The organism is Serratia sp. Tan611 (assembly GCF_905188235.1).
Taxonomy (GTDB): Bacteria; Pseudomonadota; Gammaproteobacteria; order Enterobacterales; family Enterobacteriaceae; genus Serratia_B; species Serratia_B rhizosphaerae.
In genome coordinates, this window is sequence record NZ_LR994655.1 from 198,919 (window position 1) to 219,659 (window position 20,741).

Genomic DNA, 20,741 nt, shown 5'->3' on the forward strand with positions numbered 1-20,741 from the left:
TGTTGTCATAAAATTTTTTCCAGTAATAGCCGATAATCAGCCACTTCGCCCTTCTTTTCCAGCGCAATAATCTGATAGTGGCGGCTGACCAGCAGCGTCAGCATCGCGCGGAATTGATTGCGCGTTTTCACCGTCAGCCGGGTAAAGCTCTGCATGCGCGCCCAGCGCTCCTGCTCTTCCAGCAACCGTCCGGCGACGCCGCAGCGGCGGAAGGCGGGCAGCACGCCGCCCAGCCAGCTGTAGAAGGTATCGTCACCGGTTTGATAACCCAGCTTGAAACCGACCGGCTGACCGTCCAGCTCGGCAATCAGCGCGTAATGCGCGGCGTCGCCGATGCGCAGCTGCAGATCCTGCAGGCTGTGTGCGGCGGCAAACTCGGGGATGTGCTGATAGATCTGCTGGATTTGTGCCAGCGTGGCAGGGCGGGTGGTTAACATCTTGGCGGCCTCCGTCATTGCGCAGACCGCCATCATAGCTTAACTGGTCTGCAGCGCGCCGTTCTGATGACGGCTGGCGAGATATTTCAGCAGCATGTTCAGCAGCACGCCGTACATCGGCAGGAAAAACAGCAGGCAGATCATCACCTTGAAACTGTAATCCACCAGGGCGATTTCCACCCAGTGGGCGGCCATAAACGGATCGCTGCTCTGGTAGAAGGCGATAAAGAAGAACGACAGCGTATCGCTGATATTGCCGAGGAACATCGCGGCGGCGGGCGCGACCCACCAAGCGCTGCGCTGGCGCAGGCGGTTAAACACGTGCACATCGAGGATCTGGCCGAGCACATAGGCCATAAAGCTGGCGACTGCGATGCGTGCAACAAACAGGTTGAACTGACCCAGCGCCGCCAGCCCCTGCCATTCGCCCTGAAACGTCACGGTGGAAATCACGTAAGAGATAAACAGCGCCGGCACCATCACCGCCAGAATGATCTTTCTGGCCAGCGGCGCGCCGAAAATGCGCACGGTCAGATCGGTAGCGAGAAAAATAAATGGAAAGGTAAAAGCGCCCCAGGTGGTGTGGAAGCCGAAAATGGTAATCGGCAGCTGCACCAGATAGTTGCTGGAGGTAATGATGAGGATGTGGAACAGCGACAGCCAAAGCAACGCGCCGGTGCGCTGTTGCGGAGTAAAAGCGTACATAAATGACCTTTTTGAATGAATGGGGTGAGGGAACCCATACCGACGATGTTCACCCTGCAGTGTGCGGGGCGATCAATAAATTGTACGGCCGCTTTTTTTGTCAGCCGCGCGGCGCATGATACGCGTTTGCGCAACCAATGCAATCAACGGTGCGGTTAAAATACACGCAAACGTTAACGCATGTTGCACAGAAAAACCACCGGCGTAAACTATGCCGTTATGAGATCCGGCGAGCGTTCGCCGATCGTAGTTGATCGAGATTAATAACATGAGTGACATCTTTTCCCAGGCAGACCAAACGCTCGATGCGCTTGGCCTGCGCTGTCCAGAACCGGTCATGATGGTGCGTAAAACCGTACGCCATATGGACAATGGCCAAACGCTGCTGATCATTGCCGACGATCCGGCCACCACCCGCGATATCCCCGGCTTCTGCCGTTTTATGGAGCATACGCTGGTGGCGCAGGAGACTGAGCAGACCCCTTACCGCTATTTGCTGCGTAAGGGCACCGCTGCTGCCTGAGGCCGGCGTGCCGCCCGTCAGCGCTTTTCCAGTATCTGCCGGGCGTCTTCGGCCCGGGCGTGCAGCGCCAGGGCGCTGAAGTCTTTCGCCGTATAGTAGGGCGACGGCGGCGGCAGATGACGCGGGGAGCTGCCCGGCCAGAGTTGTAACTCTCCGATATCATCCAACGGAATGCCGTAGCGCTGCTGCGGCAGCATCAGGCGCTGCGGCGCGGTGCGTTCGAACGGCACCGGCGTCGGCAGACGGTTGTCGCCGGTGTCATAGTTGCGTTTCAACACCAAAAATTTTTCCGGCACCCGCCGGTGGCTGTCCCACCAGTCGCCGTCGATAGCGGCCAGCTGCCGCCGGGTCTGCGTGGCGGATACCGCGCCAAGCTGATTAAGCGCCGCAGGCAGCAGGCTTTCCATCGCCCGGTTATAGCTGCCGACCGAAACCGCGCCGCCCTGTAAAATTGCATCGATCGCCAGCCGCGCGCCCAGCAGGTTGGAATAGAGATCTTCCGGCGAAAAGGCGGAGATCTCCTCGGAAAAACCGGGTACGGACTGGTAACCGTACCACTGGGCGATTTCATGCCAGGCGGCCAGCTGGTACGCCAGTTTCCCTGCCAGATAGGCCGCCAGCGTATAGCGCTGTGCCGCGTCTGTCGGCGGCGTAAAGGCGTTGAGCTGAATCCGCCGCTGCGCCAGCTCCTCCCCCAGGGAGAGCTGCCAGCGTTGGCCGAGCCGTGGCAGGATCTGGCTGAAGAGGTACAGGGTGTTGTCGGCGGTGTCGCGTACGTGGGCGATATCGATAAACCCGCCGCGGCGGGTGTACAGCAGACCGTCCCGCTCGCTGCTCAGCCCCAGCACATTGCTGACGGCGCCGAAGGCGCTGTCGTTATAGCGGTGATGGCCAAGCTGATTGGCGTCCACCACGTTACCCAACTGATAAAAGGGCACCGGAATGCCCAGCGCCTGAACCTTGAGATCGAAGCCGAAGGCGCAGCATGGCCGCAACCCGTCCGGCGCGGACAGCGGGGGCGTTACCGGCCAGGCGATGCGCGTGGCGCGGGTCGGTTGCGCTGTGATAGTGGTTTCCGTCGCCGCGACGGCCTGTGCCGTATTCAGAAACATGATGAATATCAGCGCACTATAACGCATTAAAAAGCTTCTCCTACCTGAAAATAGAACCCGCTGCTCTGACGCCCGACGCCGAAGTCGAGGCGTACGTTCATCCGAGGTTTAAACTCAAAACGGTAGCCGGCACCGACGGTCGGCAGCCAGTCCCGTCCCAGCTCGCCGGCGTCGCGGCTCATGGTGCCGGTGCCGGCCCACAGCACATAGCCGTGCCGCCAGTTGAGCTTGCGGCGGTATTCGATCTGCCCGCTGAAGGCGTTGCGATCGCGGTAGCGTCCCTGATAGTAACCACGCATACGGTTATCGTTGCCCAGCTCCGACAGGCGATCCCATGGCACTTCGCCGCTGGCAAAACGGCCGTAGAGATCGAGTGCCAGTACGCTTTTGGCGCTCAGACTATGGTACAGATTGTACTGCGATTCCAGCGTTTCGAACCGGCTGTCGCTGCCTAGTTCAGGGGCGAAATGGGTGTAGGTCAGGTTGAAGTACTGTCCACGGCTGGCGTTGGCGACAAAGTCCCGCGTATCGTAACTGAAATGCGCGCTGACGCCGGAACTGATCGAAGACGGCCCGGCCGCTTCCGACAGAAACAGGCTGTGGTCGCCGTTGTCCGGATCGTCGGCGTGGGTTGAGGAGAAATCCCAGCCGAGTCCCAGGTAGGTAGCATCGGCAATGCGGTACATCACGACAGGCGCGACCTGCAGCGACTGCTGGGTATATTTCTCCTTGTTGCTATCATGCCGGCCGGCCTGATAGCCGGTGCCCCAGTAATAGGTGGGCATATTTTTCATGCTGCCGGTGGTGAAAAAACGCCACTGGTCGTTGGCAAAGAAGCTGTAGTTTTCAAAGCCCATGCCGAACGCGCCGGTCGAACTGAAAAAGCCCTTGAGCGCCAGCGTAGAGTTTTGGCTGACGCTGTCGCTGCTGTCCGGGCGATACATGCCGACCACGGCGGTGCCAATGCCCAGACCCAGTTCCGGAGTATAGAACGGCCCCGGCAGTACGCCCCAGTCGATGGTCTTACGGTGGTCAAAATGGTTGTCTGCGCCCAGCGGGCGCAGCAGGTCGTCAATCTGCTGCCGGCTGGGCAGCACGGCGCAGGCCGCCGTTTGCACCGTCAACAGCAGAAGGGGAAGCCAGCGTAACATCAGAAGCGGTATTCAGCGGAAACCATCGCACTGTTGCGCTCGCTAAAGCCGATTTCCGTCATCACGTTGAAGTTCCGGGTGATCTCATATTGCGCGCCGACCAGCACGTTCCACGGTGACTGCAGGTGTTGCTTGACCCGGAAGCGCCCTTCACCGCGCTGGTTGGCGATAGCGATCAGCGGCTGCAGAGCGGCCGGCATATTCAGATCCCCCAGGCTGCCTTTAAACTCTTGCTGCACGTCCTGATACATGCTGCCGACCCACAGGTTCAGGTGGCTGGTGCCGCTGATGCCCGGCATCTGGAAACGGTAGCCGACGCGCGGCGTCACGGTGAGCGCCGAAATTTGCCCGTCGAGAATGTTGAAGTCGGTACGGGTGTAGTTGGTGTCCAGCGTCGCGAACCAGTTTTCGTAACCGCCGGCCAGCGTAAAGCCGGCGCCGTAGGTAGTGCCTTTAAAATCCAGATTGAAATCCAGATCTTTCAGCTGACCGCTTTTGTTCATTTGGTGCACTGCTGAGGCGATGATCCTGTCCATCAGATTGGTGTACTGGCTGGGATCGGCATCGACGGAGACGATCGAGTGGGAGCTGCCACGGGTATGGCCGACGATGCCGTAGACGTTCAGGAACGGTAACACCCAGGCGTCGAGACGCATCGTTTCGGTTTTACTTTTCTCGCGGCTGTTTTCGGCTTTGATATTAAACAGGTCGCCCGGCATCTGGAAGGTGTCCCAACCCAACCCGGAGAAGGCGATACTGCTGACCTCAATATTCTGCCGCATATTCATATGGTTAATGCCGATACCGAAGGTTTCCGGCAGGTCGTAACCGCGGGCGCGCGCTTCATCGCCCCAGAAAGGCAGCATGTGATGTTGCGACTGTGATTGCAATTGCGGTGTGACCGGCTGGGTTGGCGGTGTGACGTCCTGCTGGCTGGCCGCCGGCAATGCGCCTTGGGAAAAAGCGGGGCGCTGGGCGTTGTCAATCAGCCGTTCGGTGTCTTCAGAAGTGGGTTGTTGCGCAAATGTTACCGCTGAAAACAAAGCAACGGGAACGAAAATAACGTTTTTATAGTTAAAGGGTTTCATCATTCAGGCTCTTTGCATGTGAATACGTTTAAAAAAGCAGAGTATTCTTATGGTAAGAGCGTAAGGATATAATAACTAAGGGCGTGTAGGCGTACATTAAATGCGCCTATTGTGCTCCGCGCGTGGCGCGGAGCACAATAAGATCACTGACGGATTTTTAACAGCCGGATCGCATTCAGCGTCACCAGCGCGGTGGCGCCGGAGTCGGCCAGCACCGCCAGCCACAGCCCGGTGAAGCCCAACAGGCTGGTGACCAGGAAGATTGCCTTCAACCCCAGCGCAATGGTGATGTTTTGCCGGATATTGGCGTGGGTGGCGCGTGAGATGCGTACCATCTCGGCGATGCCCAGCAGGCGGTTGTGCGTCAGCGCCGCATCGGCGGTCTCCAGTGCGACGTCGGTGCCGCTGCCCATGGCAATACCGATGCTGGCGGCTTTCATGGCCGGCGCATCGTTGATGCCGTCGCCGAGCATCGCCGTCGGCCGTTGCCGGCTCAGTTCCGTCACCGCCGTGACCTTATCTTCCGGCAGTAGCCCGGCGCGGTAGTCGATACCCAGCTCACGGGCGATGGCGGCCGCCGCGCGCGGGTTGTCGCCGGTCAGCATGACGCCGCTGATGCCCATTTGGCTGAGCTCGGCGATCGCCTGTCGCGCGTCGCTACGCAGCGTATCGCGCAGGGCCAACAGGCCGACGGGCTGATTATCCTCCAGCGCCACTACCACGGTTTTCCCTTCGCTTTCCAACTGTTCCAGACGCGTTTGCCAGGTAATGTCCAGCAGCCCCGGCGCCAGTTTGGCCGGCGCGCTGATGCGCACCGTTTTGCCGTCAAGCTGCCCCTCGATGCCCACGCCGGCCAGCGCGCGACGGCTGTCGGCCAGCGGCAGCGGTGTGCCATATTGTTCGGCCCGGCGAACGATCGCCTGCGCCAACGGGTGATGTGAACCGGCTTCGACCGCAGCCGCCAGCGTCAGCAGTTGCTGTTCGCTCAGCGCGCCGATCGGCAGCACGTCGGTGACTGTCGGTTTACCTTCGGTCAGGGTGCCGGTTTTATCAAACGCGATGGTTTGCACCTGTCCCAATTGTTCCAGGGCGGCGCCGCCTTTAATCAATGAGCCGCGGCGGGTGGCCGCCGCCAGGCCGGAGGTGATGGCCGCCGGCGTTGAAATCACCAGCGCGCACGGGCAACCGATCAGTAACAGCGTCAGGCCACGATAAATCCAGGTTTCCCATGGCTGGGAAAACAGCAGCGGCGGCAACAGAATGACGGCCAGCGACAGCAGCATGATTGCCGGCGTGTAGTAGCGGCTGAAGCGGTCAAGGAAGCGCTCAATCGGCGCGCGGCGTTCTTCCGCCTCTTCAATCAGCTGCAGGATGCGGTCGATGGCATTCTTGCCCGGCTCGGAGACCACTTTCATCTGCACCGACTGATCGACCGACAGGCTGCCCGCCGCCACTTTTTCTCCCTGCTGGCGTTCCACTGGTACGGACTCGCCGGTCAGTGCACTTTCGTCAAAGCTGGCGAACGGGTCGATCAGCTCGGCATCGGCCGGCAGCCGGGCGCCGGGGGCGATTTCAATCACATCGCCCGGCCGCAGGCTGCTGACCGGTACGCGCCGGCGCTGGCTGCCGCTCAGCAGCACCGCCTCTTCCGGCACCAGCGCCATCAGCGCGGTGACGCCGCGTCGCGCCCGGTTGGCGGCATAGGATTCCAGCAGTTCGCCGACCATAAACAGCAGCAGTACCATGGCGGCTTCGGCGGTAGCGCCGATAAACAGCGCGCCGATGGCGGCGACGCTCATCAGGGTTTCAATGGCGAACGGCGTACCGGAGCGGATTAAACGCAGCGCTTTGCGCGCGATCGGCGCCAGCCCGACCAGCGTGGTGGCGATAAAGGCGATGCTGCCCCATTGCGGGTTGATGCGGTCGAGCGCCCAACTGAGAATCATCAGTGCCGTCAGCAGCAACAAAGGATAGTAGGGTGCAAAACGTGATTCGTTGCCCGGCGCCGTCTGCGGCTGGCCGCCGATGCCAAGCAGGGTAAAGCCGGCCTGTGCGACGGCCTCCTGCACGCGTTGGCTGATATCGCTCTGCGCATCCACCACTAATTTCTCGGTGGCAAACAGTACGCGTGCGTTGCTGACACCGGGTACGGCGGTGACGGCATTCTCGATTTTTTTGGCGCAGCTTGGGCAGTCCATGCCGTTGACCTTCCAACTAAAACGCTGGCTGCCGGCTGGGGGAGCGGCGGCTAACCTGTCGCTTTCCTCATCCGGGTCGCCGCTGTCGCAGCAGCTTGCGCCGTGCTGATGCTGGTGGCCGTCGCTGCAGGCGTGGCCTGCGGCGTCAGCCGGTTTTTCACTGCTGCAGCCGTGTTGGGTTTTGGCGTGGCTGTGGTTGCAACCGCAGCCGCCGTCATAGTGGTTGTGTTCGTGGTGCTGATGTTCTTTATGAGTATGCATAACGCCCCCAGGCAGTTAACGATCATTATCGTGGCAAACTTTACACCTTGGAGCCAACTCCAGAGTCAAGGGGAATAAAATAGACGAGTGATTAATTAATCAGGCCGGCTTTGTTTAGCATGCTAATAATATGAAACTCAATCCAGAGGTTTTTATTATTGATTTAGTCATTATTTTGCTTTCTATATTTTATTTTTAGCACGTCAAATATGTTCGTTGTGGATATTTAGTTTGTGTTCAAAATAATATTTGTGATCAATTTATCATTTAATGAAATAAAACTTCAGGCAATATGAAAAGTGCCAGCATGAAACACTCGTTGCCCGACGTGGCGTTCTTATTGGGCTTTGTCTCTTTCTTGTCGTTATTTTTGTGTTTCATATGTGTTTGTTTCATGTTTTTCTAGATAAAAACACTTTCGTAAAGCATTTAAAAAGTTTTTAATTCTGAGATTCATTCAATATCGCTACCTATACTTGGAAACGATTACCATTTGGGATGGTGATCTTATTTACTGATTGTTATGTATTAATTCCTTATCTATTCAAGCCATCACTGGCGCATACGCGTCTTCCCAGAGATCTGCGGGATGTACTTACGCAGTAACAGGGAAGGTTATGTTTATCTATTTGATCGTTAACGATCAAATAATGCGTGGAATCGAACCAATGCAATCGAAGAAAAAAGCGATAGAAGTAAATGAATCCAGCCTGGCGGCGACCAAAACTGGTTATGATGCCGTTAATGATTTACTGCATTATCACCAACGCGGTAATGGGATTCAAGTTAATGGCAAGGACTCATTTTCTACTGAAGAGGCCGGGTTATATATTACCCGCACTAACCAAACCTGGAATGGAAAAGGCGTATTTGATACCCCGGTAAAACTGACCTTCTCATTTCCCGACTATCAGTTCAATTCCGCCAATGACGGCGGCGATCGCGGCTTAAGCAAGTTCAGCGCTGAACAGCAGCAGCAGGCCAAACTGTCGTTGCAGTCCTGGTCTGATGTGGCCAATATCACTTTTACCGAGGTGTCCGGCACGCAAAAAGCCAACATTACCTTCGGCAACTACAGCCAGGATCAGTACGGCCAGACCGACTATGACACCCAGGCCTACGCCTGGCTGCCGGGCTCCGGCAGCGTCTCTGGTCAAAGCTGGTACAACATTAACCAGTCCAATATTCAGCATCCGGCCTCTGAAGATTACGGCCGTCAGACCTTTACCCATGAAATCGGTCATGCCTTGGGGCTGAGCCACCCTGGCGACTACAATGCCGGCCAGGGCAACCCTTCCTATCGTGACGCCAGCTATGCGGAAGACAGCCGCATGTTCAGCCTGATGAGCTACTGGAGCGAAAGCAACACCGGCGGCGACAACGGCGGCCATTATGCCGCCGGCCCGCTGCTGGATGACATTTCGGCGATCCAGCACCTGTACGGCGCCAATATGAGCACCCGTACCGGTGATACGGTATACGGCTTTAACTCCAACACCGATCGCGACTTTTTCAGCACCAGCAGCAACGCGGAAAAAGTGATCTTCTCCGTGTGGGATGCCGGCGGTAACGATACCTTTGACTTCTCCGGCTATAGCGCTGACCAGCGCATCAACCTGAACGAGACGTCATTCTCCGACGTTGGCGGGCTGAAGGGCAACGTGTCGATTGCGGCCGGCGTGACCATTGAGAACGCCATCGGCGGCTCCGGCAACGACGTGCTGGTCGGCAATCAGGCCGACAACGTGCTGAAAGGCGGTGCGGGCAATGACGTGTTGTTCGGCGGCGGCGGTGCCGATGAGCTGTGGGGTGGCGCCGGCAATGACACCTTTGTGTTCTCTGCCGTCGGTGACTCCACCCCGGATGCGCCGGACTGGATCCGTGACTTTCAGAAGGGTATCGATAAAATCGATCTGTCATACTTTAACAAGGGCGGTGATGCGATTCACTTTGTCGACCAGTTCAGCGGTGCGGCGGGTGAGGCTCTGCTGACTTATGATGCCGCCAACAATGTCAGCGATTTGGCGGTGGACTTCGGCGGGCATAGTACGCCGGATTTCCTGGTGAAAATCGTTGGGCAGGCGGATGTAGCCACCGATTTTATCGTCTAGGCAGTAATCAGGCAGTTGCCGGTTGACCGGCAGGACGGGTACGGCCCTTGTGCCGCGCCCGCCACGTTTACGGTGAACAGACCATGAGCAAACGACGGATGCGCGCCACCCTGGCGGTGGCCGCGATGATGACATATTGCATAACGACAGGAGCCGCTATGGCCAGCAGTTTGGTTCTTCCTTCCGCGCAGTCGCTGGCGGGTGAGTGGCAGGTCGCCAAGGGCGACACACAGTGCCGGGTTGCGTTGCGGGCTGACAAACAGCCGGCTGCCAACGGTTATCAGCTGCAGGATGCGCAGCAGTGTCTGCAGACGCTGCTGAGCGCGCCGGCGGCCGGCTGGCGTCCCGCACCGGACGGTATCGCGCTGCTGCAGGCCGACGGCAGCACGCTGGCGTTTTTTTCACGTGACGGCGATATTTATCGCCACCGCATCGGCGATGAGGACGGCCTGACGCTGAAGGCGCTGGACTGAATGGCGGGTTCGCGGCTGCGAACCCGTAAGCTTACAGATAGAGCGAACGCACGATCAGGAAGTGGCCGACAAAATAACAGAAGGCGACGATAGCGTCGGCGGCGCGAAACTTGGTGCGATAATGGCTCACCAGCCAGACAATGCTTGCCAGCAGCAGTAACGAGGTGCCGGTCAGCAACGAGAAACCGTAGTCGGTGCTGCGCAGGAAATATTGTTCCCCGGCCAGCCAGACCATCAGCAGCGTCATGCCGACGTAGGCAACGACCGCCCAGCGCTGCTCGGCGATCCGCGTCCACAGCGCCGCCAGCAGCAGCACGCCGATAATCAGCAGCGCCAGCGGCAGTGGCCAGAACAGGCTGAAGGTCATCTGGCTGGCGAAGCTGAGGGCATACAACAGATGAGCAAGGAAGAATGCGCCGAGGGCGTACAGTATCTGCTGGCGGGGCAACTGCAGCAAGGCATCGCCCGCCAGGGTTGCCAGCAGGCCAAAGACGATCAGATAACCGGCGGCGCCGAGCACCGGCGCCTGCCAGGCGAGCAGCAGCAATAGCAGCAGCGTGACGGGTTTGAACACCCAGCGTTGCCAGCTCGGGCCGCGATAGGCGGCGTCAACGTATAACCAACCGGAAAAGAATACGGCAAGGAATGGCCAACTCATATATCTTCCTTATTAGTCATCAGCGCCATAATCGGGCGGCGCGAAAAATGTCACCTGCGTCACTTCTTCAGTGTATACCTGGAATCAGGACCGCGATGTTATTTGTCCGGCTATAGAGAAGCACGTTGCGGTGCGGTAAGGTTTTTCACTGAGTGCTATGTTTACCCGCTTTTAGCGGCGAAGGGAATGGGAAAGAGATGAGTAAACCACCGCTGATTTTTATCGCCGTGGTGGCGCTGATTGCCGTACTGGCAACGCAGCGTTACTTCAGCCAGCGTAAGCAGGAGGCGGCGAACGACCGCGAGCCGGTGCGCGCCACGCAGGTTGTGGTGAGCGACAAACGCGCCTTTGCGGCCAGCACCAACCGCTCGCGCCAGCGTGAGCATATCGTCAATGAAGCGATGCGCTATGAGGTGACCTTTCAGCCGCAGCGCGGTGGTGAAAATATTGTGGTGCGGCTGAAGCAGCCGCAGTATGACCCGATAACGCCCGGTGCGCACGGCACCCTGAAGATGCAGGGCACGCGCTTTATCTCTTTTACCGCGCAGCGGTAAATGCGGAAGGTTACTTCTTCTTCAGCGGCGGCTGTTTTTTCTGCCAGGCCAGCAGCTCAAACACGCCGAAAATAAATATTTTGGCTTCCTGCCAGTAGCTGATGGGCTGATCCTTCGGCTGGGTGGATTTCAACAGCATCACCTGAAACCCGTGCATTATCACCATAAAGAACAGCGCCACGTCGATAAAGTACTTCAGCGGCTTGGGGAACGGGTGAATCAGGTTGGTCAGCAGGAAGCCCCATACGCATAACATCAGCAGGCGACCCAGATTAATCAGCATTTTCAGTTTTCTCTTTGGCGGAACGAATATAAAGACGATAGGCCACCTGTCCGGCGACCTTTTCACGGTGCAGCGCCCAGTTGGCCGGCACGTCGGCCGCGGCGCTTTCGGCCTCGGCCTCCACGTATACCCAGGCCTCATCGGCCAGCCAGCCTTGCTGCTCCAGCAGGTTGACGGTTTGCGCCAGCAGCCCCTTGCGGAACGGCGGATCGAGGAATACGACGTCATAGGCTGCGCCGGCGTTGGCCAGCCAGCTCAGCGCATTGGTATTGATCACCTGGCCGTTGCCGTTAAGCAGCGCCAGATTTTTTTCCAGCTGCTGGGCAACCGGGCGTTCGAATTCCAGCAACGTGGCGCTGCCGGCATAGCGTGACAGCGCTTCCAGCCCCAGCGCGCCGCTGCCGGCAAAACAGTCCAGACAGCGCGCGCCCTGAATCACCGGCGCCAGCCAGTTAAACAGCGTCTCACGCACCCGATCGGTGGTAGGCCGCAGCCCGGCGCTGTTCGGCACCGGTAATTTACGTCCGCGCCACTGGCCGCCGATAATGCGGATTTGTCCGGCCGCGGCCGCCTGCGCTTTGCGGGGCGCGGGCCGTGACGATAGTCTTGCCATAAAAAGTCTTAATGTATTTCGCAGATCGAGAAAAGTTAACGCTATTCTAACGGGGAGAGCGTCCCGGGGAAATAGCGCGCTGTCTGGCAATTTGCGGTTTATGCGGCGGGATGTGCCGGCGAAGAGGCGTCGAGCAACGGCCATTGGCGGATTTTCACCTGCCGGATGCGTGTTGCTCCGCGAGGGAAAGTGATAGACTCGGGGGTTAAATTATTTTCGTTATTCAGCCATTGGTACGGAGTTAGGGTCACAGCATGGCAAAAGAAAAGAAACGTGGGTTTTTCTCCTGGCTGGGTTTCGGCCAAAAAGAAGAGAAACAGCCGGAACCACAGGCTGAACAGGCCGAGCCTGAAGCGGCGGCGGTAGAACCTGCGCCGGCGACCACGCTGGATGATAAGCTCCCCGCGCAGGAATCCGAGCCTGCCGCTTCTGTCGATCTGCCGGGCGAATGGGACGGCAGCACCGAACAGGTTGCCGAAAATGTGCCGGATATTGCGGCGCACGCTACGCCGGCGGCAGAAGCACAGGAAGAAGACGCTGAGACGGCGTCGGAAAGCGCTGCGCCGGTGTATACGCAGGACGAGATCGTTGAGGCGGTGATGCCGCAGGCGGAAGCGGATGCACCGCAGGCCGATGATATGACGGCAAGCGATGCCAAACCTGCCGAGAGCATCGACACGGCCGCGCCGGCCATCGCCGAGCTGCTGGTGGAGAAGGACGCGGCGCCGGAACATGCGCCGCAGCCCGAACGCGCCATACCGGAAGCGGAGCCGGTTGTAGAAGCTGAGCCGGTTGTCGAAGTTGAACCGGAAGCGGAAGCTGAACCGGTTGCGGAAGCTGAACCGGTTGTAGAAGCTGAACCGGTTGTCGAAGTTGAGCCGGTTGTAGAAGTTGAACCGGTTGTCGAAGCTGAACCGGTTGCGGAAGCTGAACCGGTTGTCGAAGTTGAGCCGGTTGTAGAAGTTGAACCGGTTGCAGAAGTTGAACCGGTTGCGGAAGCTGAACCGGAGGTCGCGGCGGTAGCGCCGGCGGCGTCGCAGGAACAGGAGCGGCCGACCAAAGAAGGCTTCTTCGCCCGCCTGAAACGCAGCCTGGTTAAGACCAAACAGAACCTGGGGTCCGGTTTTGTCGGCCTGTTCCGCGGCAAGAAGATCGACGACGATCTGTTTGAAGAGCTGGAAGAACAGCTGCTGATCGCCGATGTTGGCGTGGAAACCACCAGTAAAATCATCAGTTCCCTCACTCAGCACGCCAGCCGTAAACAGCTGAAAGACGCTGAAGCGCTGTACGGCAAGTTGAAGGAGGAAATGTCCGAAATTCTGGCCAAGGTTGATCAACCGCTGGATGTCGGTGGTAAAACGCCGTATGTCATTCTGATGGTTGGCGTTAACGGCGTCGGCAAAACCACCACTATCGGTAAACTGGCGCGTCAGTTCCAGGCCGAGGGCAAGTCGGTGATGCTGGCGGCGGGGGATACCTTCCGCGCCGCAGCGGTAGAGCAGCTGCAGGTGTGGGGCGAACGTAATCACATTCCGGTGGTGGCGCAGCATACCGGCGCTGATTCCGCTTCGGTGATCTTTGATGCGGTGCAGGCGGCCAAAGCGCGCGGCGTCGACGTACTGATTGCCGATACCGCCGGACGTTTGCAGAATAAAGCCCACCTGATGGAAGAGTTGAAGAAGATCGTCCGGGTAATGAAAAAACTGGACGAGGACGCCCCCCATGAGGTTATGCTGACGCTGGACGCCAGTACCGGTCAAAATGCGGTCAGCCAGGCGAAATTATTTAATGAAGCCGTAGGGTTAACCGGCATCACGCTGACTAAACTGGACGGTACCGCCAAGGGCGGGGTGATCTTCGCCATTGCCGATCAGTTCGGCATTCCGATTCGCTATATCGGCGTTGGCGAAGGCATCGAAGATTTGCGGCCGTTTAAGGCTGACGATTTTATTGAGGCACTTTTTGCCCGAGAGGATTAATACGGATGATTCGCTTTGAACAGGTCAGTAAAGCTTATCTGGGCGGGCGTCAGGCGTTGCAGGGGGTGGATTTTCATCTGCGCCCGGCAGAAATGGCGTTTCTGACCGGCCATTCCGGGGCGGGTAAGAGTACCCTGCTGAAGCTGATATGCGGCATCGAACGGCCGAGCGCCGGCCATATCTGGTTCGCCGGTCATGACATCAGCCGGCTGAGAAACAGCGAGGTGCCGTTCCTGCGCCGCCAGATCGGCATGATTTTCCAGGACCACCATCTGCTGCTGGATCGCACGGTGTATGACAACGTGGCGATGCCGCTGATTATCGCCGGCGCCAGCAGCGAAGATATCCGCCGTCGCGTGTCGGCGGCGCTGGACAAGGTAGGCCTGCTGGACAAAGCGAAGAACTTTCCGATCCAGCTGTCCGGCGGTGAACAGCAGCGCGTGGGCATCGCCCGTGCGGTGGTGAACAAACCGGCGGTGCTGCTGGCGGATGAACCGACCGGCAACCTGGACGACGCGCTGTCGGAAGGCATCCTGCGCCTGTTTGAAGAGTTTAACCGCGTTGGGGTAACCGTCCTGATGGCGACCCACGACACCGGGCTGATCGCCCGCCGCAATTACCGTATTCTGACGCTCAGCCAGGGCCGCATGATAGGAGGAGCGCAGCATGGCGAATAGTAAAAAAACCGCCAAGAGCAAGGCGCTGCGCGGCGGCTGGCGCGAACAGTGGCGCTATGCGTGGATGAATGCGATCAAAGACATGCTGCGTCAGCCGCTGGCGACGTTGCTGACGGTGATGGTGATCGCCATCTCCCTGACGCTGCCGAGCGTGTGCTACATCGTGTGGAAAAACGTCAGCACGGCGGCAACCCAATGGTATCCGACACCGCAGCTGACGGTGTATCTCGATAAATCGCTCGACGATGACGCTGCGGTCAAGGTGCTGGACACCATCAAGGCTGAAGCGGGCGTCGAGAAGGTGAACTACCTGTCGCGCGAAGAAGCGCTCGGTGAGTTCCGCAACTGGTCCGGCTTCGGCGGGGCGCTGGATATGCTGGAAGAGAATCCGCTGCCGGCGGTGGCGATTATCACGCCGAAAATGGACTTCCAGAGTTCAGACACCCTGAATACGCTGCGCGAGCGCGTAACGGCGGTGCAGGGCGTGGATGAAGTGCGTATGGACGACAGCTGGTTTGCCCGCCTGGCGGCGCTGACCGGGCTGGTGGGCCAGGTGGCGGCCATTATCGGCATTCTGATGGTGGTGGCGGTGTTCCTGGTGATCGGCAACAGCGTGCGTCTGAGCATCTTTAGCCGGCGCGACACCATCAACGTGATGAAGCTTATCGGCGCGACCGACGGCTTTATTCTGCGGCCGTTTCTTAACGGCGGCGCGATGCTGGGCTTCTTCGGCGCGCTGCTGTCGCTGATTCTGTCCGGCGCGCTGGTGTGGCAGCTGGAGTCGGTGGTGGCCGGCGTGGCGAAGGTGTTCGGCACCACCTTTACGCTGCACGGGCTGGGTTGGGACGAGGCATTACTGTTGTTGATCATCTCCGCGATGATCGGCTGGATTGCCGCCTGGTTGGCCACCGTGCAACATTTACGCCGATTTACACCACAGTAAAAAATTTTTTGATATACTCTTCTCCTGCTGCGTTTGCCGTGTTGCAGGAGAAGAGCCATCTCGGATCTTCTGGGATCCCGCCTCTGCTCAAGCGCACGAATTCCCTATCTGGCCGTCAGTTCATCGCGTATTGTCATGAACATTGCGATCGAAAAACGGTGAACTTTTAGGGTAGAGCACGGTCAAAAATTGCAGCAAATGTTAAGGTGCCCGGCGTGTGGAACCGTTTTGCAATGATCACCGTAAATCAATGACTCCCCGCCAAACAGATACTCAACAGGCTCAATCGGCAACCGACAAACCTCCTTACAGAGGCTTGGCAGCAACAGCGTTGTGATGTGCAGCAGCAGTATCGTCACCTGTACGATCGGTTTTATTAGAGAGAGGGTTTGAATGACCAAAGAAATGCAAACTTTAGCCTTAGTACCCCAAGGCAGCTTGGAAGCCTATGTTCGGGCCGCCAACGCCTATCCGATGCTTACGGCAGAGGAAGAGCGGGAGCTGGCTGAACGGCTGCATTACCAGGGCGATTTGGATGCGGCCAAGCAGCTGATCCTGTCTCACCTGCGCTTTGTCGCTCATATTGCCCGTAATTACTCGGGTTACGGCCTGCCGCAGGCGGACCTGATCCAGGAAGGTAATATCGGCCTGATGAAAGCTGTGCGCCGTTTTAATCCGGAAGTTGGCGTGCGTCTGGTTTCCTTTGCGGTGCATTGGATCAAGGCAGAAATTCACGAATACGTACTGCGTAACTGGCGTATCGTCAAAGTCGCTACCACCAAGGCGCAGCGCAAGCTGTTCTTTAACCTGCGTAAAACCAAGCAGCGTCTGGGCTGGTTCAACCAGGACGAAGTCGAGCTGGTGGCGCGTGAGCTGGGCGTATCCAGCAAAGACGTGCGCGAGATGGAATCCCGCATGGCGGCGCAGGACATGACCTTCGACCCGACGCCGGACGACGAAGCGCGCGACGGCCAGTCGATGGCGCCGGTGCTGTACCTGCAGGACAAAACGTCTGACTTCGCCGAAGGTATCGAAGAAGACAACTGGGAGAGCAACGCCGCCGACAAGCTGGCCTATGCGCTGGAAGGTCTGGATGAGCGTAGCCAACATATTATTCGCGCCCGCTGGCTGGACGATGAGAACAAGTCCACCCTGCAGGAACTGGCCGACCGCTACGGCGTTTCCGCCGAGCGTGTGCGTCAGCTGGAAAAGAACGCCATGAAAAAACTGAAAATGGCGATCGAAGCATAATTGCTGATGCAGTCAAAAAACCCGGCAGAGCCGGGTTTTTTTATGCCTGTCGTCCGCCGCGGCGGTTCAGGACTTGGCGGTTAACGCATCGAAGTCCGGCGCCGGGCACTGATAGCCGAACTTATTTAGGGCGGCATCCGGCTTGCCGTTGGCGAGGTAGCGTTTATACAGCGCGCGGCCGGTTTTGGCATCGCGCTTGATCACCCAACTGGCGGCGTTGCACAGCACCGCGCCGTACGCCTGGCTTTTCGGCGGCAATAAGTCCGCAGCCTTCTGCGCCGCCGCTACCGCCTGCCAGCGGTAGTGCAGGAAGCGGTTGTCCTGCGGCGGCAATGCCTTGGCGGCGCGCGCGGCCTCTGCCGTGGTGATCCAGCTTTTGTGCGTCAACTCACGGGTGTCGAAGGCGTCGCCCAGGTAAGAGTACCCAGCGCCATATATGCCGTAGTCCGGCGTCATTTCATAGCCGGTCAGCTCTAGCCCCTGTTCACGCAGCAGCGTTGCAGTCTGGTAGTAGGCCTGCGCTCGCGCCAGTTTGCTATTGCTGCCTTGCCGCGCAAGGCTGAACTGCTGCGCCAGTTGCTGGGCGGCGGCGCGATAATTTGGCACGGCGAAATAGTTCTGCGCTTCCTGATAGCGTCCGGCGCGCATCAGACGCCGGGCCAGCAGCTGGCGCAGGTGGATATCAGGCGTCAGCACCTGGCCGTTATACACGTTCGGCTCCTCCGGTTTGAGCGGCTGACTGGGCGGCGGCACCTGCTTATCGACAAACGCTTTCAGCTCGTCAACCGTCAGCACCCGCTCGGCCACGTCGGCGACATCCGCCCAATACAGATCCTTACTGCGGTACAGCAGCGTCAGCGCCTGCAGATAATCGCCGCGGTTCAGCGCCAGAATTGCCTGTTCGCCGGCGATGCGGCAGTCCGGGATAATGGTTTCCTGCGCGTAATTGTTCCCGCGCTGTTCACCCCAGCTTTCATCCGCCGGGAAAGCGGCCGCCGCTTTGGCGTAGGCGGCAGTGGCGTCCTGCAGCTTGCCGTCGCGCAGCGCCATTTTGGCGCGCAGCCACCAGGCAAGGCCGGAGTCACCGGCATGGCGCAGCAGACTGGCGGCGAGCGGGTAGTTACCGGATCGGTAGGCCAGCGCCGCCAGGCGGTCGCTGCCGTTGAAGCCGCTTTTTGTCTCGGCGTCCAGCAGCGTCAGCAAACGTTGGGTAATCTGCTGCGAACGTGGGGGCGAACTGTCATTATCCTGTGCCTGCAGGTTGCCGCTGCGGGCGAACAGCTCGACGGTCACCAGCTGCTGTACCAGCGGATCGGCCACGATCTTTTTCAGCTGTTCGAAGTGCTGCGGATCGACCAGATAGCTGGCGACATATTGCAGCGACCGCCCACCTTGCGCATCACCCTGCGCCGCCTGCTGCGCATAGAGGTGTACGGCGCGGCCGATATCACCCAGCCAGAAATGGATGCGCGCCTGCTGCCCGAGGCTGCTGAGCGCCAGTTGGTCCGGATCGTCGCTGCCGCTTTTCACGCGGTCGATAACCTGCTGAAAGGCGGCCAGCGCCTGACGCAGCTGCGCCGGGTCCGGACGAGGAGGCGTGGCGGAGGTATCGGCGTCTTCCGGCGTCCCGTAATCGTTCATCAGCAGCCGGCCGAGGGAGTAGCGCGCGCGCAGCCCCCATGCTCCCTGCTCGCTATCCGGCAGGGCCAGCACCTGCTGAAAGTAGTCCGCAGCGCGCGGATCGCGGTCGGCAAAAGCGACGGCACCCAGCGTGTACTGGCGTGCGGCGGCGGACAGTACCTGGCCGTTGACGGCGTCGGCTTCTTCCACGGTTTTGGCAGCGCGCATCTGTTTAATGGCGACGGTTTCCGGCGACAGCGGCATCGGTTTCATCGGGCCTGGCGGCGGCGGTGCCTGCCAGCGCGGCAGTTGCGGGTCGATCGGCGTCAGACGGCTGGTTTCAAAGGTGAAATTGCCTTCTGGCATCGACAGCAGCGTGCCGTTGCGGTCGAGCAGCAGACGGTTGGGAAAATCCGGGCCGCAGGCCTGCGCCAACGGCGCGCCCAGCGTGGCGGCGATGGCGATGCTCAGCGTCAGCGGCCGGGCGGTGCGAAAATTAAGGTGTAACACGAATGCCTCCTGGCGTCAGATGTTGGCAGCGCAGCCAACCTAGCGGGCGTGATTGCCCGGCGCGCACCAACTCATCCCCGGTGCGGATAAAACGCAGCTGCGTGGCCGTTGCGTCCAGCCGGTAACGGCCAACCGCGTCGGCGGCCAGACAGTCGCCGGCCGCCAGCGTAACCGCCGTGGGCAGCGGCGCATCGGCTGGCCCATCATTGGCAATTATCAGATCATACAGGCCGTTTTGCTGTGGTTGCGGGCGCATTTTTACCTGCCAGCGGCTGTGTAAAGGCTGCTGACGGATCACCCTGCGCAGGGTATTCATCGACCAGGCGCGGCGGTCGCCGGCCAGCGGCAGGCGAAACCAGACCACGCCCCGCAGATGCGGTTGCGGATGTGCAGACAGCCGCTGCAGAAAGTCAGCGATGTGCTGCGGCGCGACCGTCAGCTCGCGCAGGCTGCCCGCCACGCGCAGTGAGGCCTCGCTCTCCACCTGCGCGCCCTGCGCATCAACGCCGACCAACCCCATGCCGTAGGCCGGCAGAGCAATGCGGAAGGGTTTATTGGTCACCTGGGCGTAACGCTGCGTCCAGCGCAGCGCCAGCCGGCTGTCAAACAGCCCCTGCTGCGGGGAGAGTACGGCGTGTAATTGCAACACCGAGCTGTCAACCTGCCGCAGCAGGGCCGGCAGCTGCGGCGAGTCGAGCCAGGCCGGCAGTGCGGTGATGCTCAGCTGTACGTCTGCCGGCAGCTGTCGGCGCAGGCGCCGGAGCGCATCGCGGTACTGCGGCAGGCGGGCGGTGGCGGCGTCGTGATCGATCTCGATACCGACCACGGACAGCCCGGCGGCGCGGTATTGCTGCACTAGCTGCAGCAGCCGGGAATATAACCGCTCCTCATCCCAGCGCGGCTGCGAACCGTCCAGACGCGCCACCAGCCACAGCGGGCGGCCGTCCTGCTTCAGCAGCGCGGTATCGACCGGCATCACCCGCAACCCTTCGCGCGGATGCAGTTGCAGAGCGAGGATACGTAAGCTGGAAAAAAGATCGCGGCTGGCGGCCAGCGCCTGGGCGTGCTGCGTACTCCAGACCCGTTGCCACAAATAAACCTGCTGATCCCAGACCGGCGGCGCCGACAGCGCCTGATGGCGCCCGGCTAACCAGGCGCCGAACGCTAGCAGAACCAGCAACAGCGCAGCCGCCCAGCGTTTCATTTTTGCCAGATTTCGCCGTGCACGCTGAAGCCGCAGGCGCGCATAAAGTTTTCCACCTCACCGCGTTCACGGGCGGCGAGATCGGCGGTGGAGAGCTGCCAATGGGCAGCCTGCGGCAGCTGACGCTGCATATCCTGCACCAGATAGAGGCCGACGCCGCGACGGCGGGTGACTTCACGCACCAGCAGGTCGTGCAGCTGCGCCGTGTCGCCATCCAGCGAGACCTTTACCGCGCCTAACAGGCGTTCGTTAAAGCGTGCGCCAAACAGCGCCCGTTCGCCGGTTAACCAGGATTGCCACTGCCCCGCTGTCTGGTGCGGCCAGATTTTTCCAAGATCGATCAGGTCCTGTGCGGACAGCGCGGTTAACCGTTCGATAGTGAGTTTCATG

20 protein-coding genes are annotated in these 20,741 nt (G+C 59.5%); 8 read left to right on the forward strand and 12 right to left on the reverse strand.

Annotation, left to right across the window (positions count from 1 at the left end; all coding sequences use genetic code 11):
* Positions 1 to 5: 5 nt before the first annotated feature.
* Together TAN611_RS00815 and TAN611_RS00820 are read right to left on the reverse strand one after the other, a co-directional pair.
* A complete protein-coding gene (locus TAN611_RS00815) occupies positions 6 to 437 on the reverse strand; it encodes a GNAT family N-acetyltransferase (protein ID WP_187043815.1) in 432 nt (143 codons plus the stop codon).
* Between the two features lie 39 nt (positions 438 to 476).
* Positions 477 to 1,142 (reverse strand): 7-cyano-7-deazaguanine/7-aminomethyl-7-deazaguanine transporter, encoded by a 666-nt coding sequence (locus TAN611_RS00820; protein WP_105229363.1) that lies wholly within the window; start codon positions 1,140 to 1,142, stop codon positions 477 to 479.
* Between the two features lie 268 nt (positions 1,143 to 1,410).
* On the opposite strand from TAN611_RS00820, the gene tusA reads away from it, so the two are divergent.
* A complete protein-coding gene (gene tusA, locus TAN611_RS00825) occupies positions 1,411 to 1,665 on the forward strand; it encodes a sulfurtransferase TusA (protein ID WP_015344163.1) in 255 nt (84 codons plus the stop codon).
* A gap of 17 nt (positions 1,666 to 1,682) precedes the next feature.
* On the opposite strand, the gene TAN611_RS00830 is transcribed toward tusA, so the two are convergent.
* From TAN611_RS00830 to TAN611_RS00845, 4 genes are all read right to left on the reverse strand, one after another.
* Positions 1,683 to 2,777: a DUF4056 domain-containing protein gene (locus TAN611_RS00830; RefSeq protein ID WP_234008606.1), complete on the reverse strand. Its 1,095-nt coding sequence runs from the start codon at positions 2,775 to 2,777 to the stop codon at positions 1,683 to 1,685.
* 26 nt (positions 2,778 to 2,803) lie between these two features.
* The gene (locus TAN611_RS00835) at positions 2,804 to 3,928 is read right to left on the reverse strand and encodes a BamA/TamA family outer membrane protein (protein WP_105229365.1); all 1,125 of its coding nucleotides are present in this window, start codon (positions 3,926 to 3,928) and stop codon (positions 2,804 to 2,806) included.
* Positions 3,928 to 5,016: a hypothetical protein gene (locus TAN611_RS00840; protein ID WP_105233182.1), complete on the reverse strand. Its 1,089-nt coding sequence runs from the start codon at positions 5,014 to 5,016 to the stop codon at positions 3,928 to 3,930. Before TAN611_RS00840 ends, TAN611_RS00835 begins: the two co-directional genes overlap by 1 nt.
* Before the next feature lie 143 nt (positions 5,017 to 5,159).
* Positions 5,160 to 7,475, reverse strand: coding sequence for a zinc/cadmium/mercury/lead-transporting ATPase (locus tag TAN611_RS00845; RefSeq protein ID WP_203067101.1), 2,316 nt, complete (start codon positions 7,473 to 7,475; stop codon positions 5,160 to 5,162).
* Between the two features lie 668 nt (positions 7,476 to 8,143).
* On the opposite strand from TAN611_RS00845, the gene TAN611_RS00850 reads away from it, so the two are divergent.
* Together TAN611_RS00850 and TAN611_RS00855 are read left to right on the forward strand one after the other, a co-directional pair.
* The gene (locus TAN611_RS00850) at positions 8,144 to 9,586 is read left to right on the forward strand and encodes a serralysin family metalloprotease (protein WP_105233183.1); all 1,443 of its coding nucleotides are present in this window, start codon (positions 8,144 to 8,146) and stop codon (positions 9,584 to 9,586) included.
* Positions 9,587 to 9,744: 158 nt separating this feature from the next.
* Positions 9,745 to 10,059 (forward strand): AprI/Inh family metalloprotease inhibitor, encoded by a 315-nt coding sequence (locus TAN611_RS00855; RefSeq protein WP_232251578.1) that lies wholly within the window; start codon positions 9,745 to 9,747, stop codon positions 10,057 to 10,059.
* Positions 10,060 to 10,090: 31 nt separating this feature from the next.
* On the opposite strand, the gene TAN611_RS00860 is transcribed toward TAN611_RS00855, so the two are convergent.
* Positions 10,091 to 10,717, reverse strand: a complete 627-nt coding sequence (locus TAN611_RS00860) for a lysoplasmalogenase (protein ID WP_105229368.1) — start codon at positions 10,715 to 10,717, stop codon at positions 10,091 to 10,093.
* Between the two features lie 197 nt (positions 10,718 to 10,914).
* Between TAN611_RS00860 and TAN611_RS00865 the strand changes: the two genes are divergently transcribed.
* Positions 10,915 to 11,271 (forward strand): DUF2500 domain-containing protein, encoded by a 357-nt coding sequence (locus TAN611_RS00865; protein WP_105229369.1) that lies wholly within the window; start codon positions 10,915 to 10,917, stop codon positions 11,269 to 11,271.
* A gap of 10 nt (positions 11,272 to 11,281) precedes the next feature.
* Here the strand turns inward: TAN611_RS00865 and TAN611_RS00870 are convergent, their stop codons facing one another.
* Together TAN611_RS00870 and rsmD are read right to left on the reverse strand one after the other, a co-directional pair.
* Positions 11,282 to 11,554, reverse strand: coding sequence for a DUF1145 family protein (locus TAN611_RS00870; RefSeq protein ID WP_105229370.1), 273 nt, complete (start codon positions 11,552 to 11,554; stop codon positions 11,282 to 11,284).
* Complete coding sequence (gene rsmD, locus TAN611_RS00875; RefSeq protein ID WP_105229371.1) at positions 11,544 to 12,167, reverse strand: 16S rRNA (guanine(966)-N(2))-methyltransferase; 624 nt, start codon at positions 12,165 to 12,167, stop codon at positions 11,544 to 11,546. Before rsmD ends, TAN611_RS00870 begins: the two co-directional genes overlap by 11 nt.
* Positions 12,168 to 12,421: 254 nt before the next feature.
* On the opposite strand from rsmD, the gene ftsY reads away from it, so the two are divergent.
* The 4 genes from ftsY to rpoH all read left to right on the forward strand — a co-directional run bounded on the left by ftsY (position 12,422) and on the right by rpoH (position 17,017).
* Positions 12,422 to 14,146 (forward strand): signal recognition particle-docking protein FtsY, encoded by a 1,725-nt coding sequence (gene ftsY / locus TAN611_RS00880; RefSeq protein ID WP_203067102.1) that lies wholly within the window; start codon positions 12,422 to 12,424, stop codon positions 14,144 to 14,146.
* A 5-nt stretch (positions 14,147 to 14,151) separates the two neighbouring features.
* Positions 14,152 to 14,823, forward strand: coding sequence for a cell division ATP-binding protein FtsE (gene ftsE, locus TAN611_RS00885; protein ID WP_105229373.1), 672 nt, complete (start codon positions 14,152 to 14,154; stop codon positions 14,821 to 14,823).
* The gene (gene ftsX / locus TAN611_RS00890) at positions 14,813 to 15,766 is read left to right on the forward strand and encodes a permease-like cell division protein FtsX (RefSeq protein ID WP_105229374.1); all 954 of its coding nucleotides are present in this window, start codon (positions 14,813 to 14,815) and stop codon (positions 15,764 to 15,766) included. The genes ftsE and ftsX overlap by 11 nt, the downstream gene beginning before the upstream one ends.
* A gap of 393 nt (positions 15,767 to 16,159) precedes the next feature.
* Positions 16,160 to 17,017 (forward strand): RNA polymerase sigma factor RpoH, encoded by an 858-nt coding sequence (rpoH, locus tag TAN611_RS00895; RefSeq protein ID WP_105229375.1) that lies wholly within the window; start codon positions 16,160 to 16,162, stop codon positions 17,015 to 17,017.
* 66 nt (positions 17,018 to 17,083) lie between these two features.
* Here rpoH and TAN611_RS00900 read toward each other — a convergent pair whose 3' ends face one another.
* Genes TAN611_RS00900 through panM form a run of 3 tightly spaced genes read right to left on the reverse strand, consistent with a single transcriptional unit; the run spans position 17,084 to position 20,740 of the window.
* Positions 17,084 to 19,147, reverse strand: a complete 2,064-nt coding sequence (locus TAN611_RS00900; protein WP_203067103.1) for a hypothetical protein — start codon at positions 19,145 to 19,147, stop codon at positions 17,084 to 17,086.
* Positions 19,134 to 20,351, reverse strand: coding sequence for a DUF3142 domain-containing protein (locus TAN611_RS00905; protein ID WP_203067104.1), 1,218 nt, complete (start codon positions 20,349 to 20,351; stop codon positions 19,134 to 19,136). Before TAN611_RS00905 ends, TAN611_RS00900 begins: the two co-directional genes overlap by 14 nt.
* Entirely contained in the window at positions 20,348 to 20,740 is a 393-nt protein-coding gene (panM, locus tag TAN611_RS00910) for an aspartate 1-decarboxylase autocleavage activator PanM (protein WP_105229378.1), read from the reverse strand. Before panM ends, TAN611_RS00905 begins: the two co-directional genes overlap by 4 nt.
* Position 20,741: the final 1 nt, after the last annotated feature.